This window comes from Streptomyces sp. NPDC045431, assembly GCF_040646655.1.
In the GTDB taxonomy this organism is placed as follows: Bacteria; Actinomycetota; Actinomycetes; order Streptomycetales; family Streptomycetaceae; genus Streptomyces.
In genome coordinates this window covers 57,829-78,597 of the sequence record NZ_JBEZAQ010000017.1, presented here as the reverse complement: position 1 = coordinate 78,597, position 20,769 = coordinate 57,829, and the positions used below count along the sequence as shown (strand labels likewise).

The 20,769-nt window shown below is 71.2% G+C and carries 20 protein-coding genes and 1 pseudogene; 8 read left to right on the top strand and 13 right to left on the bottom strand.

The window, feature by feature from the left end:
- Positions 1-184: 184 nt before the first annotated feature.
- Positions 185-1,486 carry a dienelactone hydrolase family protein gene (locus AB0A69_RS27385; RefSeq protein WP_361427612.1) on the bottom strand — a complete coding sequence of 434 codons (1,302 nt, stop codon included), beginning with the start codon at positions 1,484-1,486 and terminating at the stop codon, positions 185-187.
- 260 nt (positions 1,487-1,746) lie between these two features.
- Positions 1,747-2,562: a hypothetical protein gene (locus AB0A69_RS27380; RefSeq protein WP_361427442.1), complete on the bottom strand. Its 816-nt coding sequence runs from the start codon at positions 2,560-2,562 to the stop codon at positions 1,747-1,749.
- Positions 2,563-2,836: 274 nt separating this feature from the next.
- On the opposite strand from AB0A69_RS27380, the pseudogene AB0A69_RS27375 reads away from it, so the two are divergent.
- Positions 2,837-3,796 (top strand): annotated as a pseudogene (locus AB0A69_RS27375) (hypothetical protein); the annotation flags it as partial.
- A gap of 25 nt (positions 3,797-3,821) precedes the next feature.
- On the opposite strand, the gene AB0A69_RS27370 reads toward AB0A69_RS27375, so the two are convergent.
- A complete protein-coding gene (locus AB0A69_RS27370; RefSeq protein WP_361427439.1) occupies positions 3,822-4,802 on the bottom strand; it encodes a WYL domain-containing protein in 981 nt (326 codons plus the stop codon).
- 95 nt (positions 4,803-4,897) lie between these two features.
- Here AB0A69_RS27370 and AB0A69_RS27365 point away from each other — a divergent pair, with 95 nt between their 5' ends.
- From AB0A69_RS27365 to AB0A69_RS27355, 3 genes are all read left to right on the top strand, one after another.
- Positions 4,898-5,635 (top strand): NIPSNAP family protein, encoded by a 738-nt coding sequence (locus tag AB0A69_RS27365; protein ID WP_361427436.1) that lies wholly within the window; start codon positions 4,898-4,900, stop codon positions 5,633-5,635.
- A gap of 704 nt (positions 5,636-6,339) precedes the next feature.
- Entirely contained in the window at positions 6,340-7,599 is a 1,260-nt protein-coding gene (locus AB0A69_RS27360) for a SpoIIE family protein phosphatase (protein ID WP_361427433.1), read from the top strand.
- Between the two features lie 108 nt (positions 7,600-7,707).
- Positions 7,708-7,986, top strand: coding sequence for a hypothetical protein (locus AB0A69_RS27355; protein ID WP_361427430.1), 279 nt, complete (start codon positions 7,708-7,710; stop codon positions 7,984-7,986).
- A 199-nt stretch (positions 7,987-8,185) separates the two neighbouring features.
- Here the strand turns inward: AB0A69_RS27355 and AB0A69_RS27350 are convergent, their stop codons facing one another.
- The 4 genes from AB0A69_RS27350 to AB0A69_RS27335 form a co-directional block, all read right to left on the bottom strand.
- Entirely contained in the window at positions 8,186-9,367 is a 1,182-nt protein-coding gene (locus AB0A69_RS27350; RefSeq protein ID WP_361427427.1) for an amidohydrolase family protein, read from the bottom strand.
- Between the two features lie 13 nt (positions 9,368-9,380).
- The gene (locus tag AB0A69_RS27345) at positions 9,381-10,517 is read right to left on the bottom strand and encodes an MAB_1171c family putative transporter (RefSeq protein ID WP_361427424.1); all 1,137 of its coding nucleotides are present in this window, start codon (positions 10,515-10,517) and stop codon (positions 9,381-9,383) included.
- Entirely contained in the window at positions 10,514-11,029 is a 516-nt protein-coding gene (locus tag AB0A69_RS27340; RefSeq protein WP_361427421.1) for a hypothetical protein, read from the bottom strand. Before AB0A69_RS27340 ends, AB0A69_RS27345 begins: the two co-directional genes overlap by 4 nt.
- A gap of 887 nt (positions 11,030-11,916) precedes the next feature.
- Positions 11,917-12,837: a hypothetical protein gene (locus tag AB0A69_RS27335; RefSeq protein ID WP_361427418.1), complete on the bottom strand. Its 921-nt coding sequence runs from the start codon at positions 12,835-12,837 to the stop codon at positions 11,917-11,919.
- Between the two features lie 262 nt (positions 12,838-13,099).
- Here AB0A69_RS27335 and AB0A69_RS27330 point away from each other — a divergent pair, with 262 nt between their 5' ends.
- Positions 13,100-14,140 carry a vWA domain-containing protein gene (locus tag AB0A69_RS27330; protein WP_361427415.1) on the top strand — a complete coding sequence of 347 codons (1,041 nt, stop codon included), beginning with the start codon at positions 13,100-13,102 and terminating at the stop codon, positions 14,138-14,140.
- A gap of 512 nt (positions 14,141-14,652) precedes the next feature.
- Here the strand turns inward: AB0A69_RS27330 and AB0A69_RS27325 are convergent.
- Positions 14,653-14,979 carry a hypothetical protein gene (locus AB0A69_RS27325; protein WP_361427412.1) on the bottom strand — a complete coding sequence of 109 codons (327 nt, stop codon included), beginning with the start codon at positions 14,977-14,979 and terminating at the stop codon, positions 14,653-14,655.
- Positions 14,969-15,571, bottom strand: a complete 603-nt coding sequence (locus AB0A69_RS27320) for an RNA polymerase sigma factor (RefSeq protein ID WP_361427409.1) — start codon at positions 15,569-15,571, stop codon at positions 14,969-14,971. The genes AB0A69_RS27325 and AB0A69_RS27320 overlap by 11 nt, the downstream gene beginning before the upstream one ends.
- 350 nt (positions 15,572-15,921) lie before the next feature.
- On the opposite strand from AB0A69_RS27320, the gene thpR reads away from it, so the two are divergent.
- The gene (gene thpR, locus AB0A69_RS27315) at positions 15,922-16,503 is read left to right on the top strand and encodes an RNA 2',3'-cyclic phosphodiesterase (protein WP_361427406.1); all 582 of its coding nucleotides are present in this window, start codon (positions 15,922-15,924) and stop codon (positions 16,501-16,503) included.
- Between the two features lie 111 nt (positions 16,504-16,614).
- Positions 16,615-17,076, top strand: coding sequence for a VOC family protein (locus AB0A69_RS27310; protein WP_361427403.1), 462 nt, complete (start codon positions 16,615-16,617; stop codon positions 17,074-17,076).
- A 142-nt stretch (positions 17,077-17,218) separates the two neighbouring features.
- Here AB0A69_RS27310 and AB0A69_RS27305 read toward each other — a convergent pair whose 3' ends face one another.
- Positions 17,219-17,905, bottom strand: a complete 687-nt coding sequence (locus AB0A69_RS27305; protein WP_361427400.1) for a hypothetical protein — start codon at positions 17,903-17,905, stop codon at positions 17,219-17,221.
- 163 nt (positions 17,906-18,068) lie between these two features.
- On the opposite strand from AB0A69_RS27305, the gene AB0A69_RS27300 reads away from it, so the two are divergent.
- Entirely contained in the window at positions 18,069-18,584 is a 516-nt protein-coding gene (locus AB0A69_RS27300) for a hypothetical protein (protein WP_361427397.1), read from the top strand.
- Between the two features lie 26 nt (positions 18,585-18,610).
- Here AB0A69_RS27300 and AB0A69_RS27295 read toward each other — a convergent pair whose 3' ends face one another.
- The 3 genes from AB0A69_RS27295 to AB0A69_RS27285 form a co-directional block, all read right to left on the bottom strand.
- Positions 18,611-18,805: a hypothetical protein gene (locus AB0A69_RS27295; RefSeq protein ID WP_361427394.1), complete on the bottom strand. Its 195-nt coding sequence runs from the start codon at positions 18,803-18,805 to the stop codon at positions 18,611-18,613.
- A 322-nt stretch (positions 18,806-19,127) separates the two neighbouring features.
- Positions 19,128-19,949: a lipase family protein gene (locus tag AB0A69_RS27290; RefSeq protein WP_361427391.1), complete on the bottom strand. Its 822-nt coding sequence runs from the start codon at positions 19,947-19,949 to the stop codon at positions 19,128-19,130.
- A gap of 144 nt (positions 19,950-20,093) precedes the next feature.
- Entirely contained in the window at positions 20,094-20,732 is a 639-nt protein-coding gene (locus tag AB0A69_RS27285; RefSeq protein WP_361427388.1) for an isochorismatase family protein, read from the bottom strand.
- Positions 20,733-20,769: the final 37 nt, after the last annotated feature.

Genomic DNA, 20,769 nt, shown 5'->3' with positions numbered 1-20,769 from the left:
GCACTGGCGCCAGCTCGCGGCGCGTGGCCGACCATGCAAGCCCGGCCATGACGCGTGGTGCACGTTCGCGTGTAGCGCCCGGTGCCCTGTGCCCTGTGAAGCGAACGCCGACAGTCGCAGGCGCGCTGCTCCCCGCGGCCCAGGATGGCTTGCCGTGCCCCGTCGGCTGCCGTGGCACAGCTGATCAGCGGCTGTTGTCCGGCCGGTAGACGCTGAGGTTGCCGTAGGCCGACAGAACGCCGGCCAGGTCACCGGGTTTGTGCCGCAAGGTGGTGTCCAGAAAGGCGAGCGTGGTTGCGGCGACGACGTGCGGGCTGCCGGTGCGGCCCAGAGAGCCGACTATCGAGGGCACAGGCGGCAGGTACAGGGGCCCGTCCATAAAGGTGAGGTGTGCGGCGCCGGGGATAGTGAGCCGGTAGCTCGTCGCGGTGTTGAGCTGGAGAGCCTTGGCGATGCGGGGTATGTAGTGCGGGTCGGTTCCTGGGGTGATGGCCTGGGTGAGCGCGAGCGTCGGCTGGTGGAGGGAGGGGGAGGTGGGGCCGTGGGGGTAGCCGTCCAGATCGATGACGGCGTCGAACCGGCGGTCCTGCCGGGCTGCCTGGAGAGCAGCGGCACCCCCCATGGAGTGGCCGGTGACCGCGGCCCGACTGGTGTCCAAGCGTCCGGTCAGCGGGCCGGCAATCTCACCTCGGTCCAGCTGGTCCAGCTGGGTGAGGACGAAGCTGAGGTCGGCGGCCCGCACAGCCGTCCAGTCAGCCGCTAGCTTGTCGTCCTTGTCCCGGTCTCCGGTGGAGTCGGTCGTGGTGTGGATCGTTCGGCCGTCGGCGAGGACGACGGCGGCGGAGTCGTACGGGTGGTCGAGGCCGACGACCACATAGCCATGGCTGGCCAGTTCCTCCGCCCAGGCGGTGTTCTGGGTACGCACTCCCCCCGACCCGGGCGAGAACAGCACGACCGGGAACCGTTCGCCCCCGTCGGCCACGAGGGCGTTGAAGACCGAATGGGTGCGGGCACGCGGGACACCGTCGACCAGGAAGCCGGGCAGGCCAACCTGGCGGACGAGGGCGTCGGAAACGGTACGCGCCTCGTGCTCCGTGCGTCCGAGGTACTGGGCCCGCTGCGCGCCTGCGGGGCTCTTCTGCGCGGGATACCAGAGCTGGGTCACGACCGTGCGCCGGTCGTGCGGATCGGTGGTGAACGTCTCGGGGCGGCGTGGGTCGGTCCACTGCACCACCCGGGTGCCGACCGCGAAGCGGCCCGACGGCTCGGGGAACACGGGTACAGGAAAGGCCCAGGCGGCCAACGGACCCGTGGCCATCAAGCCGAGGCAGGCCACCGACCCCGGCAACGCCACCCACCATCGGGCCCGCCACGCCGGCCAGCCGGTACGGCGTCGCAGCAGGGGCGAGAGGGTGAACGGCAACGTGACGGCAGCGCCTGCCAGTACCGGCAGCATCTGCCAGCGGAGCCCCACCGCACTCAGCATGAGCGTGGACACTACGAGAACCGCCACCGCCGCTATCGTGACGTACGGGCGGGCCGCGGGGCGAAGCCAGCGCGCCACCAACAGCCGCCGAAACCGTCGAGGCCTGGACCCGCCGGCCACTCGGCTCGGAGAACAAGCAGCCCGCCACCCGCTACGAAGTGGGCAAAAACGCCAAGGGTCCAGAGAGCCTGATCCAAACGAGACCGAACCAGACTCTGACAAGGGTCGCGGGAAACCCTGAGTCTGTTTCAACCCGGTGGTCAGATCGCGGTGGGTATGTAGGGCGCTGCTGCGACCTGGGCCATAGTCCGGAGTTTCGCAAAGTAGGAGGCGCAGTACTCCTCGTGGATCAGAGGAACGATCTTGTCGAGGTCGGCGATACAGCCCCAGAGGCAGGCGATACCATTGTCGTCGAGTCCGCCCTTCAGCTCCCTCTGCACGAGGCCGGCGACGTCGGCGTCCAGGAGGACCAGGTCCACGCCGTCGAAGTCCACGCCGCGGAAGCCGTCGGGGAACGGGGCGCGCAGGTGGTCCTCCCACAGTCGGGCGAGGCCGCCGTCGGGCTGTGCTCCGCCCACGTCGGCGGCTGTCGCCTCTGTCGCGGACGCTGGGCGAAGGAGCAGGGAGACGGCGTCGAAGACGGCACGCACCATTGCGACCGCCCGGAGCGGGCGGAGGGCGGCACTTGACTCGGCGCCCTGCGCGAGCTTGTCGCGCAGCAGTCGGCTGCGGTCGAGTTCGGCAGCGAGTCCGGCCGTGATGAGCCCTGCGTCGGTGGCCCGCTCGATGAGGAGGTGGAGCGGTTCGTTCGTGCCCAGACGCTCGGCGAGGACGTGCTCCAAGGCGAACAGGGAATGCGTGACCGCGACGGTGGCGAACTCGTACCGGTAGAAGGAGTGCCGGATGAGCTCGCGGGAGGTTTCCATCGCACTCATGACGTACATCGACGCGTCGCCGGGCAGGACCAGGTCGGCAACCAGGGCGTGCATGTCCGCATAGTCGAGTACGAGGTCGCGGGCGCGCGGGTCCCGTACCGGCAGGAGGAGCGGGTCAGACTGTGGTGGCAGGGTGTTCACCCGTGCAGTCTTGTCGCCCGAAAGCTGTCGGTGCCACCGTATTTACTCGGGGCGGTCGCCGGGCCGTTTGCGCATGTCGGCCCGCGGAACTTCTCTCCAGGACGGGACGCCCACGGGTCCGTCAGGGTGGGCGCATGCACAGCGACGATGTGGATGCCGAGGCCGCAGCCGTGGCCATGAACCGTGGTGCCGAGGGCGGCCGTGGAGCCGGCAGTGGCTGGGAAGTAGCACGGCCCGGCGGCGCGCCTGCCGTTGCCGGTGTCCGGATGGCCGGATGGCCGGATGGCCGGATGGCCGGATGGCCGGATTCCGGGATCGCGTCGGCCAGGCGCTGGACCTGCGGGTGCTGCCCCAGCCTGTCGCGGTCCTTGTCATCGGTCTGGGGGACGACCCCTTCACGGTCGACGGTACCTTCGGCGCCGACAACTCGCTTGGTGACGTCATGACGCGTGACGGAGAGTTCAGCAAGGCGGGAAACGGTTACGTCGTTCTCCGCCGACGCGCACCCGGCCACCAGCCCGGCGGCTCCTACGTGTCGACCGCCTTCCCCCGTCTGATGCAGGAGCATCCCTTGCACGACTCCGCCCTCACTCCCGACGACCTGACGTTCGACTTCGGTATCACCGCCTTGGGTGGCTCCTTCCACGGCGACTGGATTCTGGACGCCGAAAGCGAGCAGCAGCACATCTCAACGATGACAGGCTTCACCGAGAACGGGATCGTGAGCCAGTTGCTGCTGATCGAGGACGTGCTACGGCTGAGGGATTCGGCACTGACCGACGCCGAGATCGCCACCCTCTGGGAGCTCACGAACAGCAACGCCTTCGATGGCAGTCCGTCGATCAAGGGCCGGGAGCGCGTATGGCTCGATGAGGTCCTGGCGGTGGTCGTGCCTGTCGTGAAGCGGTTCGGTGCGCCGAGGTCCTCCTGGACACCGATCGCTCCCTGCTTGCCACATCACGATCATCAGGCTCTCATCGGTGAGGTCAAGGCCGTACCCGATCTCGTGCATCCGCACCAGAACGCCGGCGTCACGCTGCCCGAGGCACGAGCGGCGGTGTACCGGTGTGCCGACACGGTGCGCCCCGAGCTCGCCTTCCGTTTTGCACTCCATGCGCTCACGGCCTTCCACTCGTCGATCTCGCCCCAAGTGTTTGACCGGCTAGGCCAGTTGGGATCCCGGTTCGGGTACGGGGAGTATGTCGTCGGGCGCATCGACTATCTGGTGGATTAGGGACGTCGCCGTACGTTCCGACCGCCTACCGACCGAGGCCGTAAGCACGGGCAAGTATCCCTACGGTGGCGGTCATGGCCTGGCGGAGTTCGGCCGGTGAGACGACCTCGACGTCTCCTCCGAGCCTCAGCAGCTCGCCGCAGGCGTGCTCGGTGCCCTCGATCGGAATGACCGCCTCGACCCATCCGTCGTCGCCGACGGCGGTCGCGGTGGAGTCGACCGCCCGCACCACCTCCGGGGGGACGTTGTCGGGCAGGCGCCGGCGTCCCCGGGGAGACAGGCGGACGGTGGCTGTGCCGGTGTAGCGGCGGGCCCGGAAGTCGTCGAGGTACGAGGCCCAGTACGCGCCCAGGTCGAAGTCCCGCGGCCGGTCGAACCGCTCGTCGCCCAGTGCCGCCTCGAGGATGTGGGTGACGCGGTAGGTCGCGGCTCCCTTCTCCGTAGCAGCCACGAGGTACCAGGTACCGGACTTGAGTACCAGGCCGTAGGGGTGGAGGTGGCGATCCACCTCCTGCGGGGCGCGCCAGCGGCGGTAGCGGACTTCCACCGCGCGCTGGTTGAGCACCGCGTCGACCAACAAGGGGAGGTGGGGTGTCTGTTCAGGTTCCCGGTACCAGCCGGGGGCGTCCAGGTGAAACAGCGTCGCGGCCCGTGCCGCCTCCTCGCGCAATCCGGCCGGCAGCGCAGCCAGGAGCTTCAACCGGGCTGCCGACATCTCGGCCGTGAACCCGAGGTCGGCGGCCGGCCCGGGCAGTCCGGCGAAGAACAGTGCCCGCGCCTCGCCCTCGCTCATCCCGGTGAGGCGGGTGCGGTAGCCATCGAGCAGCCGGTAGCCGCCCCCGCGGCCGGGCTCCGCGTAGACCGGGACCCCTGCGGCCTGCAGGCGCGCCACGTCACGGTAGGCGGTGCGCACGGACACGTTCAGCTCGTCGGCGATTCCCCGCGCGGACACACGACCCCGCGATTGCAGCAACATCAGCAGCGAAAGCAGTCGACTGGCAGACATGCGCCGCATTCTCCTCGGAAACCCTGACAGCACCTGTCACACAGCCTCCCTACCGTCGACCCGTACCCCGGCCCCCGCCGAACAGGAGCCCTGCTGTGCCACCCACCGAACTCGTCGGCCCGCCCGCCGTGATCGAGCTTCGCCAGTACACGCTGCGTCCGAACCGGCGCGACGATCTCATCGAGCTGTTCGATCGGGAGTTCCTGGAAACCCAGGAAGACGTGGGGATGAGTGTGCTCGGCCAGTTCCGGGACCTGGACGATCCGAACCGCTTCGTCTGGTTGCGCGGCTTCCGGGACATGGCGGCGCGCCATCGCGCGCTCACGGACTTCTACGGTGGACCCGTCTGGGCCGAGCACGGTTCGCGGGCGAACGACACCATGATCGACTCCGACGATGTCCTCCTCCTTCGCCCGGTGTCGGCCGGGAGCGGCTTCACCGGCTCGGTCTCCGGGCGGCCTCCCGTCGGCGCTCCCGCGCCGGACCGGTTCGTGTCCGCCACCGTGTGGTCCTTCCCGCCCGGGCGGCAGGACGGCGTCGAGCTGATCCGGGACCGGCTCCTCCCCGTGCTCCAGGAGACGGGACCCGCGCCGCTCGCCTTCTTGACCACCGAACCGGCGCACAACACCTTTGCCAGGCTGCCGGTCCGTACCGGCGAGAACGTCGCCGCGATCTTCACCTCGTACGCCGATGAGAGTGCGCACCGTCGGCACCTCGCCGCCGTGGAAGCCCATCCTGCCGCCCAGGGCGAAGCCCTGCCGGGTATCGAACGGGAACAGACAGCGGCGCCCCGGATCCTGCGGCTCAGGCCCACCGGTCGCTCGCTGCTCTGACACCGCCCCGGTGCCTTGCGAGCCCCTCTCCTGGGGCGGTCATCGCCAGCAGGCTCGGTGCTTTTCGAAGAGCCGGGCATCAGTGACGGCGACGTCGAGCCGAAAGCCGGTGACCGTGAAGGTGGGGTGCGCTCCCCCAGGAGCAGCTGGCCACGCTGCGGGAACCGGGTGTGGAGTGGGCGTGACGCCCGGCCGGACCAACGACAGAGCCGAAGCAGTCCCAAGGAGCAGGGCTGGCGCGGTCGGCCAGGAGGCCGGCCGCGCGCCGCACTCAGCGGTCGCGCAGGCGGTCGTAGGTGGTGATGTCGTCGGTACGCGGCGCGGACCTGTGCGAGCCTGGCGGACTCCAGCCGGTCCCGTAGCCGTTACCACCCCCTCCCGGCGCCGACAAGCCCCTCTGGGCGAGGCCCTTGATCACAAGGCCCACCCGCCCCTGGATCGATGTGCAGAAAGCCAGCCCACCCAGGACAGCGACACCTACCGTCACGGGCCAAGCATCAACCGCCCGGTGACAACCGCCCCGGCAAACCTGTCACTCGGCCGGCTCGGGCCGGAACGTGCCCAGCCCGCGCAACGCCCGACTGCGGCCGGGCCGGCGAGCGCACCGTCGCCCGCGACAGGGCGCGTACGGGTCCGCAGGGCGCGCCCGGCAGCTCCGCACGTCGCGGGCTGCGGGGCTACCGGGCGGTTCCTACACTTGAGGGGTGAACGTCAATGCGACGGGCGCCATCCGCGCGGGCACGGCGGAAGTCGACTACCAGGCACTGTTCTCTGTCACTCCGAGTCCCTGCCTGGTGCTGACCCGCGATCTGGTGATCGCGGACGTGAACGAGGCGTTCTGCCAGACCACCGGCCACGCGGGCCAGGACCTGATCGGCAGGTTGTTCTTCGACGCCTTTCCCGGCCGGCCCGGCGACGACACGGCGCAGAGCGTGGCCGCCGCCTTGAGGCGTGCGGTCGAATCCGGCCGACGCCAGACCATGGCCGTGCTGCACTACGAGATCCCCGACCCCGATCGCCCCGGGCACGTCCACGACCGCTGGTGGTCGCCCATCCACACCCCGGTCACGGGACCCGACGGCGAGGTGGCCTGGGTCCTCACCCGCCTTGAAGACGTCACCGAGTTCGTACGCGCACGCCACAGCGTCCACCGGGCGCACGACTCCATGAGCCCGCTCGAGCAGGAGATGGAAGCGGAGCTCTACGCCCGCGCCAGGGAACTTCAGCGGTTGAACGACGAACTGCGCGAAGCACACGCCAAGGAACGCAAAGTCGCCCTCACCCTCCAGGAGGCGATGCTGCACTCCCCCGACCTGGCCCGTCACAGCAACGTGGCCGTCCGCTACCTGCCCGCCGTCGGCTCCCTGAACATCTGCGGCGACTGGTACGACACCGTCGACCTCCCCGAAGACCGCTTCAGCGTCGCCGTCGGCGACGTCGTCGGCCACGGCCCGGACGCCGCCACCGTCATGGGGATGCTCCGCAGCGCCCTGTCCGCCGCCAGCCGCACCGTCACCTCCCCCGCCCACGCCCTGGAAGTGCTGGGCATGTACGCCCGAGCGGTGGAAGGAGCCCTGGCCACCACCGCCGTCAGCGTGCTGATCGACAGCCGCTCCCGCCTGATCGTCTACAGCAGCGCCGGCCATCTGCCGCCCGTGCTCCTCCACCTCGACGGCTCCCACGAATTCCTCGACCGGGCGACCGACCCGCCCCTGGGCGCCCGGCCCGAGCACGTACCCCGCCCGCAGGCCAGCACCGCCTACCGCCCCGGCGACATGCTCTACACCGACGGGCTCGTCGAACGCCGCGACGAAGACATCGACGCCAGCCTGACCCGGCTCACCGACGCCCTCGTCCCCCACCGCGAACTCAGCTCAGCCGACCTCGCCGACACCCTGCTGGATCACCTCGACGTCGCCCACGGCGCCCGCGACGACATCGCCCTCCTCATCGTCCGCCTCTGACTCCCTCCCCCAGGGAGCGGGGACGGGCCCGGCGGAGGCTGCCGTTTTCTCCCTCACAGGGAGGGACGACGGTGTGACCGGGGACAGCTGGGCGCCGTCTGGAAGGGCATGAACGACCTGACCGATGAAGAGATCGCCCGTGCGGTGCGCGGCATCGTCGCCCTGGAGGCTTCACGCGACGCGTTGGCCGCCCGGGTGACAGCGCTACGCACCGCCACGGCCCCCGAGGACGTGGCCGAACGCGACCGCTGCGGCAACGCCATGGCCGACGCCGACACCCGGATTCTGCTGGAGTCCATCGAGGTACTCGACCGGCTCGGTATGGCGGCCGCGGCCATGGCCTGCTCCCACGTCGCCCAGGAAGAGGGCATCCTGCCGGCTTCCTGACTCCGCGCGGACGCCGAGGCTGCTGTGAGCGAGCGGAGGGCGAGCGCCTGTAGGCGGGTGGCGCCTCCGGGAAGAGTCCTTCAGCGCTGCTGACGCCCAGATCGCCGCGCTCGCTCAGCTCTACCCGGAGTGCGCGGAGGCCCGCTCCTTCGTGCCCGTCGCGCCGGACCACGCGGTCGGTCGGTCGGGCCGCCTGTCGTCAGGCGTGCAGGCGGCCATCCGCCATCACCAGCCGAACGCGCCGGAGCGCCTGGAGATCGCGCAGCGGATCCCCTTCCACGACCAGGATGTCGGCACGCAGGCCGGGGAGGATGCGGCCCGTGACCTCGCGCAGCCCGAGTGCGTCCGCCGCCTCGCAGGTCGCCAGGTCGACGATCTCCGCCGGCGTGTATCCCAGGTAGGCGAAGAACTCCAAACTGGACACGAAATCGTCGAAGACGGCCCGGCTCACGCCCGCATCCGTGCCGGTGAGCAGGCGCACCCCGCGCTCGCGCATCCGGCGGATCCCGCCGAACATCTCCTCCGCGCGCTCGGCACCGAAACGTTCGGCGAAGCCGCGCCAGTCGGGGCTCGCCGCCGGACAGACGCGGATGCCCCGGGCGGCGATCTCGTCGACGACGTCATCGAGGAGCCGGAACCCGTCCCGATCGATCCACGTGCAGTGCTCGATCGTGCTCACCCCGGCCGCCACCGCCGCGACGATGCCCTCGGTGCCGTGCGCGTGCGCTGCCACCGGCAGCCCGGCGCGCGCCGCCTCCTCCACCACGACCCGCAGCTCTGCGGCCGTGAACTGGGGTGCCCAGATCGGCGGGCCGCCCCGGGTGATCCCGCCGCCGGTGGCCATCACCTTGACCAGGTCGGCGCCCCGCTCCACGTTACGGCGGACCAGCTCCCGAATGGCGTCCTCGCCGGAGACCTCCCCGCCCATGAACCAGCAGTGTCCGCCCGGTCCCGTCAGCGGGGTGCCGGCCGCCAGGACGCGGGGACCGGGCATCCGGCCGGCCGCGACGGCGTCACGGAACGCGGTCACCAGTCCGTTGCGGTCCCCGAGGTCGCGCACGGTGGTGACGCCCGCGTCCAGCAGGCCGAGGGCCCGCTGTGCGATGCCTTTGGCCACGCTCGCGTCGTCCGCCTCGCACAGCGCGGTGACCGGGTCGGGCCCCGCGTCCAGGGCGAGGTGGACATGCGCGTCCACGAGCCCCGGCAACAGCGTGCCGTCCGGGTGATGGTGGCGGGCGACGCCCGCAGGGGCGCGGGTCTCCACCTCGCCGCGCGGCCCGACGTCCGTGATGACGCCGCCACGGACCAGCACCGCGCCGTCCGCCAGCAGACGGCCGTGCGGCCCGGTCACCACGCGCCCGGCCGAGATCAGGGTGTCCATGGATACTCCTCGTTCAAGAATGCGCGGCCAAGGCTTGGGAGAGCCGGGTCAACTGCCGTACGTCGTCTTCCAGTCCGCCGCCCCCTTCGGGCAGGGCAACCGCAACCGCCTGCGACGGCGCGTCCTCACCCGAGGCGTACGCCCGCAGCGCGGTCCTCAGATGGCGCGCCGCGACCTCTGGCGAAAGGGGCGCTTCGGCGTCGGCCGTGGCAGCCTCCAGCGCCAGATAGGGACTGATCCGTACGAGACCGTCACGGCACTCGATGACACGCCGGTAGTAACGCCGGTGGACGCTCCGCGGACTCGGCAGGCCCCAGCGGCGACCGACCCGCGGGCGTTCGAGCGCGTCCTGCGGGAACGCGGTGTGCAGCGCCGTCCACAGAGGGGCCAGCTCGCGGTAGACGCGCCCGTGGTGCCACCACAAACGGAGACTGGCCCAGCGCGTCACGAGCCCGGGATACACCACGCCGGCCACGAACAGCGGGATCGCCAGGTCCAGCAGGAGCTTCGCCCCCATGATCACCGGCTGGGGAACGGCCCCGCCGAGCAGCCGTACGAGCGTGAGGCACTCCCGTACCGCCGAAGCCAGCACTATGCCGGTCAGGGCGGCCGCCACCATCCACAACCCGGTCACCAGCGGTCGGCTCGCCAGCCTGGCGTACCGCACCGTCCAGAACAGCGCCATGGCCAGGGCGTACGTGAGATAGGCGCCTGCCGAGAGGTAGAAGACGGCGACTCCGGGCACCCGCATGTCCGCCGTGGCGTACGTATGGCTGCGTTCGACGTGCGGCGTCATGGCCATGGCCACGCAGACGGTCACCGCGGTCACCGCGAACGGCACCGCTTCCCCTCGCACCCGCGCCCGAGCGGCCGCCGGGTCCGACGCCGAATGGATGAAGAAGCACCCCAGGAAGTACACGGTGCCGAGCAGACAGAGGTTCTGCACCAGCTTGGCGATGCCGTCCCCGGTGAAGCCGTCGACGAGCCGGACACCGGCGGGGAGACCGAACGGGAAGGACAGTCCCGCGCACAGCAGGCAGAGGAACACCGCGCGCAGCAGACGGTCGGACGGATCACGCAGCACCTGCCGCCCCGTCCACAGCAGCGAGCCGTACAGGACGACGGCGAGCACCAGGGACAGCACGGTCACAACCACCCCTGCCGGTCCGCCAGCGCCGTGTGCACCCGGCGGGCCGACACGTCACCGGGCGCGCGGGGCGTGACCCGGTCGAGCACGGAGGCCCACTCGAGGATGATGGTGGCGACGAGTTCGGCCTCCCGCTCCCGGTCCTCGGTGTAGGAGGTGCGTCTCAGCGCACGGTTGATCACCTCGGCCGAAAGGTCCGGCAGCAGCTCCCGCCAGACGGCGTCGTCCGACTCATCCCCTCGGTGGTCCGCCAGGATGTGCCCGACCTCGTGCAGGATGATGTGGTCCTGGTGCGCCTTGCTGGTTTCCCTCTGGTGGAAGATGTAGTCCGCGTGGGGGCCCGCGATCCACAGCCCGTACGGGCCGGGGACAGGCAGGGGGTACGGGATAAGCCGGATCGGCCGCCCTCGGTGCTCACCGAGGAGCCGGCACAGCTCGGCGACCCGGAGGGGTGGGGTGATGCCCAGTTCCCTGAGGATGCTCCGGCATCGCCTGCGTAACGTGCGTTCGTTCACGAGCTGACTCCGCTAGTGGATATCCCCGTCCCGGGATACCATTCAACGGTGCCCGACCGTCATGATCCAGGACGGTTTCGGTCATCGTCCTGGCCGGTCCCGCGCTGCGCTTGCTCCAGGCGGTGGCCGAGGTCCAGCTGGCCATCACCTGTTCGCCGTGCTTCAGCGTCTACCGACCCGCTCGCATGGCCATCGGCTTCACGTCACCGCCGTGAGAGGCCTCGTGCAGCCGGGCCTGCCCGGCGGCGAGGGCCGGGGGTGTTCGTGTGTGCGACGATCACAGGGTGCGGTGGCATTGAAGCTGATGATCTTTCCGAGAGGAGTCAGGTGGAGGACGACGAGATTCGCTCGCGCTTCGACGGACGTGCCCGAGTCGAGCTGCTGCCCGGCCAGTTCACCGCCGCGAGGCAGCGCCGGGCCGACGACATAGCCCACGCGCTCGGGTACCGGCTACTCAGCGTCCACAGCGTCTGGCCCAGCGGTGTCCGGCTCGTCTACGAACGCGACGACGCGCCCCAGGCACGCCGCCGCAGGGAGCTCACCATCGCCCGGCTACGCGCTGGTGGACCGCTGTTGTCGGACATCGAGCCGCCCCCGCCACCGCCGCCGGGCCCGCCGCCTCCGGCACCCACACGGCCTCCCCGGCAGCCGCGCCGCCCACCCACGGAGCCCCCGCCGCCTCCTGCCAGCGCGCCACCAGCGGGGCCCCGGATTCCGCCACGGCCTCCCTTCCCGCCACCCCCGCCTCCACCCCCGAACGCCCCGACCGCCTGACGGACTTGTCCCGTGCCGACGTGATGCCCTGCGTGGCTCACCACCGCACGCAGCTGTGACAACGCGGCTGCGAGCGGCACGGGGCGCCGGGACGACGACGGAGGTGACGGTCACTACGACGCCGCCCCGGCGCCCGCCCGCCTCGGATCGGGGTTCCCCTTGGCAAGGTTCCGGTTCCCCTTGGCAGCGGTCTCCGGCAGCAGCTCCCCGGACAGCGTCACGGGCACGACGCGGCTGCGTGCGCCTTCCGAGCCGTACATCAGGGTCCTGCCGTCGAGGGTGAACGTGACGGACTCACCCTGGCGTTGCAGCGGTACGGCAGGCCGACGGCCGATCTCGGCGGGTCGGCCGTCGCGCCAGCGGTAGGCGCGGGCCTCGAAGTAGCCGCGTACGACGAGCCGGGTGCCGTCGGGCGAGAAGGCGCCGTCGGTGGCCCACACGTTGATGTCGGCGACGCGCTTGAAGGTATTGACGCCGGAGGGCGAAAGGACGGTGGGCGACTCGTAGAGAGCGCCCTTGCCGGACCTCTTCTTGCTGACGATGTAGGCACGCCCGGTCTTCGGGTGGACCATCAGCGATTCGGCGTCGCGGGGCCCGTCCTCGTAGCGGACGGTGTAACGGGTGGCGGGGAGGGTGGCGTCCTTGAGCTGCGTGGGCTCGGGGAAGCGGTAGATCCACACCTCCGACCAGCCGCTGCTGTTGTCCCCGATGTCACCGAGGTAGAGGTTGCCGTCGGGCCCGAGCGAGACGGCTTCGACGTCGCGCGGGTCGACCCCGGCAAGGGTGAGGGTGGCGACCGTCCGCCCGGTGCGGCTGTCGACGGCGTACACGTGGGCGCCGTCACCGCTGTCGTTGTGCGTCCAGTAGACACCGGGATGCAACCGGCTGGCGGCGAGACCGCTGGACTCCTTGATGCGGGAGTCCTCGAGGTTGAACGCGGAGGGCGCTCGTTCCTCGGCGCCGGCGGGGGCGGCCGTGGCCGTGGCGGCACACAGAGCGGCGGCGAGCACGGTCGTGATGCGTCGACTGATCATGCCCGGTGAACGATCGAGTACCGGCCCTGTCACACCCGGTCGGCGTACGGCCCGCTCCCCCCCCTGTACCGGCGGAAGCCCCGGGTGCGCGCCGTCGGGCTCTGACCGCAAGCGCGGCGGCAGAAGGCGGCGACTGCTCGGTGCCGCCCCGGACGAGGCGGGGCGGCCCTGCGGTCAGCGCCCCGGCCCGGCCTGGATCAAGATCGATTGTCAGTGGTGGGTGAGAGGATCTGAGCATCACGTCGGAAGAGGGGGATCTTTCATGTCGGGACGGCAGAACTACATCAATCACGTCGCTCTTGTGCTGGATGCCAGTTCGTCCATGTCACACCTGAGCCACAAGGTCATCGAGGTCGCCGACCAGCAAATCGCCTATCTGGCCCGCCGGTCGGATGAGCTGGACCAGGAAACCCGCGTCACCGTGTACGTATTCGCGGGACAGGTGGAGTGCGTCATATACGACAAGGACGTGCTGCGGATGCCGTCCTTGAAGCAGTTGTACCGGGTCGGTGGAATGACGGCGCTGCTGGCGGCCACGCTGAAGTCACAGAGTGAACTCGCGCAGACGGCTCAGCTGTACGGGGATCACAGCTTCCTGACGTTCGTCCTGACCGACGGTCAGGAGAACGCGAGTCATCGTTGTCCGGACGCCCCTTCCCGCGATCAGCGGGAGTTGGTGCAGGCCGTGGCCAAGATGATCGAGACCCAGGAGGACAACTGGACGCTCGCCGTGCTCGTGCCGGACCAGATGGGCAAGCGCGAGGCCATGCAGTACGGGTTCCCCGAGGACAACATCGCCATCTGGGACGCCACGAGCACACAGGGTCTGGAGGAGGCCGGGCAGGTCATCCAGGAGGCCACCGAGAAGTTCATGGTGGGCCGCACCAAGGGCATCCGGGGATCGCGGGCGGTGTTCTCCACCGGTGCGGACGCGGTCAACAAGGACACCATCAAGGCAGCCGGTCTCACGCCGGTGGATCCGTCCCAGTACCAGCTCATTCCGGTGACTCGCGCGGCGGCCATTCGGGAGTGGGTCACCGAGAACGGGCACACTTACCGCACCGGAGGTTGTTTCTACCAGCTGAGCAAGTCGGAAAAGATCCAGGCCCGGAAGCAGATCGCGGTGCTGGAGAAGAAGACGGACCGCGTGTACACGGGACCGGAAGCGCGAGCCCTGCTCGGCCTGCCGGACATGGAAGTGCGCATCAAGCCGGACCACAACGACGACTTCACGATATTCGTGCAGAGCACGAGCGTGAATCGGAAGCTTGTGCCGAATACGCGGCTGCTGCTCATGAACTGATATCGCGGAGCCGCGACCGGTCCGCCCGAGCGGGCTCCCGTCCGCGGTGCGCAGGCGCTTTATGCCGGGTGGGTGCCGACCACCATCGAACTCACCGACGGCCCCGACTCCCCGCTCAACCAGCGTGCCGGAGCCGCGGGCGTTGTCGGCGGACAACCAGCCGATGCCGAGGTGGTCGCCGCGCGTGAACACCGCTCCCCCGCGGCTGCGTCCGGAATCCGCCGACGCGGCCGAGTCAGAGCGGAAGTCGGAGTCGGGCAGGGGGCCCGGTGGTCGTCGGGGTGGAGGCGGCGGGCGCTGGGTGGTGTGGTGCCGGGCCCGTCGGGTGCGTCGATGCCGCGCTGCCGGCGGCACGCTTCCCCTTCCCCGACCGTGGCCTGGGCCGCCTGTTCCTTGGGCTCGTGCACAGGCCCCGCCCTGCCAGCCCACCCTCCTCACATTCCATCGGTGCCGGGGAAGCCGAACGGGTGCTCGTCATCTTCCGCGCCGCACAGTCCTGTCGACCGGCAGCACTAGCTTCCGGCGCGGGTCAGTTCGCACCTCCCCTCCGCGCAGGACCGGCGTAGCCGGCCGGCCGAGACCGTCTCCACGAGGCCGATCGCCCAGCACATCGGGCAGCCGCGCAGCGCGACCAGACCGGCCGGGGCGAGCAGGAGGCTCGCCGGGCCGGTGACCGGTAGCAGGGCCAGGGACGCGGCGAGCGCGCCGAAGCCGAGGGCGCCGCGGGCCAGATGGCGCGGGACGGTGGCGCTCGCGAAACCCCTGCGCGCCGGTGCGTCACGCGCACCGGCGGCACCGGGGGTGACGTGAGATGTCGTCGTGGTCGGATCAGGTGTCATCGTCGGTGCCCTTCGTTCCGGCCGGTTCGTCGCGCAGTGCTTCCCGTACCGCCGAACGGGCCCGGTGGAGGCGGGATTTCATCGCGGCGGTGCTGAGCCCGAGCCGGTCGGCGACGGTGCGGCCGGGCAGCCCCTGGATGTCCCGCATGACCAGCACCTGCCGCTGGTCGTCGGGCAGGGCCGCCACGGCGGCGGCGACGCGTTCGGCCTCCAGACGCAGCAGGACGTCCTCCTCGGCGGAGCGTGCGGTGCCGCCGGACGCGTCGGACCGGCCCGGCGTGCCGAGCCCGCCCGGCACGTCGGCCCCTTTGCTGGGGAGCAGGGCACGGGTACGCCGCAGGCACTCGTTGCGGACGATCCGGAACATCCACGATGCCAGCGCCCCGGAGGCGCGCAGCATGCCGATCTTGCGGTAGAGGATGATCAGCGCTTCCTGGGCGGCGTCCTCAGCGTCTTGGGGTGTGGCGCACAGTGAGTGCGCGAACCGGTGCACATGCGGGTGGGAGCCGTACACCAGCGCGGTGAGCGCCTCGGCGTCGCCGCGTTGCGCCGCGGCGACCAGGGTCGCGCCGGGCCAGGTGGGGTCAGCCACGCTGACGCCTCCGGCGGCGCAGCAGTGCGGCGGTGCACGCGCACAGCAGCACGGCGGCCGCGGCGGCGATGATGGCGGTGGTCATGGGGTCCTCCCGGTAGGGGTGCGCGGCGGACACGGTCGTCCGCACACGTATGAGAGGCGCGGCGGGCGCGGAAGGATTCACTCTGTCCGCACTCCGGTGGTGCAGGACCCTCCGCGCGTGCGAGTCCCCGGGGCGCCGACGGGCGACGAGGGCCCGGTCATCGTACGGTCGCCCACTTCTCCGCCCGTTCCTCACCGGGTGGCCGCACCGGCCGTCGGCCTGTCCCGCCGTCGACGTCGGGCGCCGGTGGTGTACGAAGTCCTTCGTGAACGAACAGATTCCGGCCGCGACCATCCGCGTCTTCATAGCCCTCGCACCGCCCGACGACGCCAAGGAGGAACTGGCGCAGGCGCTGCGACCCGCTTACGAGGCCTATCCGCGCCTGCGGTGGAACCGCATCGAGGACTGGCACATCACCCTGGCGTTCCTCGGTGAGCTGCCGAGGTCCGCCGTCTCGCTCCTGCAGCCGCCCCTCGCGGAACTGGCGGCCCGGCACCGGCCCCTGCACCTGGCCCTGCGCGGTAGCGGGCACTTCGACGAGCGCGTGCTGTGGAGCGGGATCGGCGGCGACCTCGAAGGTCTGCGGCTGCTCGCCGGCGAGGTGCGGACGCTGGTCAAGGAGCACGGTGTCGCCTTCGCCGACCGGCCGCTGAACCCGCACCTGACCCTCGCCCGGGCCCGCCGCGACGACACCTCCAGCGTGGTGCAGGCCGCCGCGGGGCTTTCCGCGTTCACCGGCCGTACATGGCCGGCCGAGCGGCTGCACCTGGTCGGCAGCAACTACGGCCGCGGCCCGGGCCCGATCCAGTACCGCGACGTCGACTCCTGGCCCTTCAGCGGCAGGTGAGCGAAGCGGACCGGTTCTGTCCGCCATGGGTGTCAGGGTGGCCCTCTGTACCGAGACAAGCCGTCGAGACGAACCCGTCGAGACGAAGCAGTGACGAACGGAGCGACCCCGATGAGCCGCCACATCCAGATCACGTTCGACGCCCACGACCCGCGGGCGCTGTCGTCCTTCTGGCGCGACGCGCTGGGCTACGTCCACCCGGGCCCGCCCGGGGTCGACCTGCCCGAGGGCGCCGACCCGCTGGCCGCGTGGGACGACTTCCTCGCGCGGATCGGCGTACCGGAGGAGGAGCGCACCACGCGGTCGGCCCTCGAGGACCCGGACGGGCACGGCCCGCGGCTGTTCTTCCAGCAGGTCCCCGAGGGCAAGGTCGCCAAGAACCGCGTGCATCTCGACGTCCGTGCGGCTCCGGGACTGCAGGGGGAGGAGCGGATGGCGGCGCTGGAGGCCGAATGCGACCGGCTCGTCGCGCTCGGAGCGACGCGGGTGCGCCGCTTCGATCCCGCTCCCCCGATGAGCGCGGGGTTCATCGTGATGGCCGACCCCGAGGGCAACGAGTTCTGCCTGGACTGACCTGGGGCCCGGGCATCGGCCGGGCCCGTCAGGCCCGGTCGTCAGGTCCGGCCGTCAGGCCCGGTCGTCACGCCCCGCCGTCAGGTCCGGCCTTGCGGGAAGGCGGCCAGCACGTCTTCCCCTTCGTGCCCCGATTCCGTAGTCAGGGGCGTTCGGGCTCTCGGTGTGTCGGCAACGGTGCCGCCCTGGGAATCGAGGAAGCCGAACGTGTGGGCGCCTGCGGACGCGCCTGCGCCTGCGGCGGCCAGGGGGCGACCGGTCCATAGCCGGGGTGCGAGGCCGTCGGACCGTAGGCGACCGGCTGTCCCGGCGGTCCGTACCCCGGTGCCGGCGGGAACCCGGAGGGCGAGGGACCGGCAGCCGCGGGCGCGGCGGGTGCGGACGGCGGTACGGACTGCGGCGCGGACCGCGGCGCCGGCTGGGGCGCCGACCGGGGGTCGCCCCGCATGCCGAGCTCCGCCTTCCCCAGCAGCTTCACCGCGCCGAGGGCGACCAGCACGACCGCACCGCCGACGACCTTCGCCGTCATGCCGTCGCCCTTGAAGCACATCCCCGTGCCGACCATGACGAACACCCCGTACAGCACCTGCCCCACCTTGGCCCCCGCGGGGATCACCTGGAGGAGTTGCGGGATGGTGGAGGCGGCCGCGAGGGCGAGACCGAGCGGCAGGATCGTGGCGAGCATCAGCGTCGCGAAGCCGAAGGAGTTGCCGTACGCGCCCCAGCCGACGCCCTCGAACAGCAGCCAGCCGGTCGCGCCGAGCCCGAGGAGCACCAGCAGCCCGTTGAGGTAGGCGGCGAGCACCCCGCGCCGAGGGGCGCGCGTCACCACGCGGGCTCCGCGTATCAGCCGCGCGTGTCGGCGGCCGTCCCTCCGATACGACTTGTACGCGCGAGCGGGTGACACGCGGGCCGTTGTGCTGCAGTGCGGAAGCCCACCCTTCTACGAAGGCGTGATGAAGCACACCGCCGCCTCCCCGTTGGGAAGACCCATGAACAAGCATGTCGCCGCCGCCCTCGCCGCAGCCGCCCTCGCGATTCTGGCCGCCGCCGGCTACTTCACCCACCGGCACGTCACCGCTCCCCCCGCGCGGAGCGCGACCGTCGCCGTCCACGCTCCCGAGAGCGCCCGGAGGATCGTCGGCAGCGCCGATGACGTCTTCCACGGCACCGTCGTCCGCCACGCCGGGCGGCGTACCATCGCGGAGATCCCCTCGGACCTGTACGAGGTGCGCGTCGGGCACGTCTTCAAGGGTGGGGTGCGGGGCACGATCACGCTGACACAGCCCGCGGACAAGCCACGCCTGGCCATCGGCGGGAAGTACGTCTTCGCCACCGCGTCGTGGCACGACGCGAGCGACGAGCACGCCGTTCTGGCGGACGCCCGCCCCGTCCCGGCAGCCGACCTCGGCGCGCCCGTGCGGGGAGCGGGTGGCGGCTCGTCGCCGACCGTCGCCGAGTACTGGCGGGACGCGGTCGATCACCAGATCGGCACCACCCGCTCGTGACCGGGCCGGCGGCCCGCCGGTGCGGGTCAGCCGAGCTGGTCCTCAGGGTGCGCCTGGGTCTTCAGCGTCCAGTACTCGCCCGAGCAGCCGGTCGGCAGCGGCGGGAAGCGGTGGCCCTTCACGTCCGTGCTCCAGTGGTGCTCGCCGCCGCAGTCGCACTCGTAGATCCCGCTGGCCGGCACGATCTCGCCGGGGTGCCACGACGTCTTCTCCTCGCCCATGCACCCAGGTCTACGACGCCGGCCGCGAGGCCGCCACCGGGCGTCCGAACGGCCCTGGGGCCGGACCACGGTGCCGAGGGCGGTCGAGATGTCGCCGGAGGCGTTCCGGGGCCGGCACGTCTGCGGTCGGCAGGAGCGCGGGCCGCCCGGCGCGCGCGGAACAGGCCGAGCAGGCCAAGCAGACGTCGCGGGCCGAGAGGCCCGGGGGGACCGGCGCGGACGGTGAGGAAGGCGCCGTGTACGGCCGGCTCCCGTCGCCCCTGCCCTGGCGGCTGACGGCCGTACGGTGAGGTCGCCCGCCGGCCCGGTGGCGAAGCGGCGGTCAGTTCAGGTTCTTCTCCAGGGCGGAGACGTACCGGTGCATGAAGTGGTCCCGCACTCCGTCGCTCACCGGGGCGAGGAGGTCGGCGGTCGCGCCCATGACGCGGTCGGTCAGGATGCCGAGCACCGGCATGGAGCTGCGAATCCTGCCGTGGGAGTCGATGTAGCGCAGCGTGTCGACGTGGGTGTACGCGGGCTCCGGGGGGAGCTGCGGGACGATGTCGTTGTTGTTGACGAAGCGGTGGAGCCGGTCCTTGAAGCCCTTGTTGCAGGCGGCTGCGAGCAGCCGGTCGCAGGTGCGGGGCTGGCCGTAGGTGTAGATGCCGTCGGCCTGGAGGCGTGGCTCCTCCAGGTACATGCGGCAGCCGGCGAGCATCGCGAGGGCGCCGCCGAGGCTGTGTCCGGTGAACCAGACGGTCTGGTCGCCGTTGCGGAGTTCGGCGAGAGCGTCCCTGACGGCGGGGAAGACGGAGTCGAGGGCCTCGCCGAAGCCGTAGTGGATGTAGCCGGTACCGGCGGGGCCGGGCCAGGGCGGGGTGGTGGCGTCGGAGAGCCAGTCGCGGATCTGAGCTGGCTCGGTGCCCCGGAACCCGGTGATGATCATGTGGTCGCTGGCCATCGTGTACGCCTGCGTGTCCTGGAGGGGGAACGGCGGTGTGAACCGGGTGTGGTGGTGGCGTACCTCGTCGAAGCCCCACTCGCGGGCCTTGCGCGCGATGGTCGCCTCGTCCTTGTACGCCAGGTCGGCCGCCTGGGCCATCCAGTAGGCGAGCTGAACGCTGTAGCCCCTGGCGTGGTGGTCGATGGTGGAGGGCACGGTCATGGCGGGTTCCTTCGTGTCGCGGCGTCGCCCGAGAGGGGCGGAAGGCACAGGGTCCGTATCCCCGTCGGCCGCGGGCGGGTCCTGCGCCTCCTGCCGTTGTTCACCCGAAAGGTCTTCGCCCCTCTCCGAGCCCTCCCCCGGCCGTCAGACCGTGAGGTCCCGCACCCGGCGCGCTATCGGGCCGAACAGGTCGGCGATGGTGGCCAGGGCGGCGTTGCGGAGGGCCTCGGCGGGCAGGGCGGTGCCATCGGAGGCGGGCAACGCGCGGGTGGCGGTGGCCTCGGCGACGACGGTGGGACGGTAGCCGAGGTTGAAGGCGCCCTGTGCGGTGAAGGTGACGCACATGTGGGTCATGAATCCGGCCAGCACCAGTTCCGGACCCGCGCCCAGCTCGCCCAACGTCTTCTCCAGCTCGGTGTCGTGGAAGGCGTTCGGGACCCGCTTGACCACCACCGGCTCCCCCTCGACCGGGGCGACTTCGGGGCTGATGGCGCCGATCTCGGCGCGGATGTCGTACGGGGTGCCCTCGCCGCCGTCGTTGACGACGTGCACCACGCGTGCGCCCTGCGCCCGGGCGGCGGACAGCAGCCGCGCGGCGGCGGCCAGGGCCTCCTCGGCTCCCTCCAGGGCCATGACGCCGGTGCGGTAGGTGTTCTGGAAGTCGATCATGACGAGGGTGGCGTCGGCGAGCTTCGGCAGCTCGTTGTGCAGACCGATCACGTCGCGCAGGGTCGCGGACACGGGCGTGGGCACGGGCGTGGGCGTGGACATGGGCGTGGACATGGTGATCTTCCTCTCGAGGGGGTGAAGCCGGGCCGGT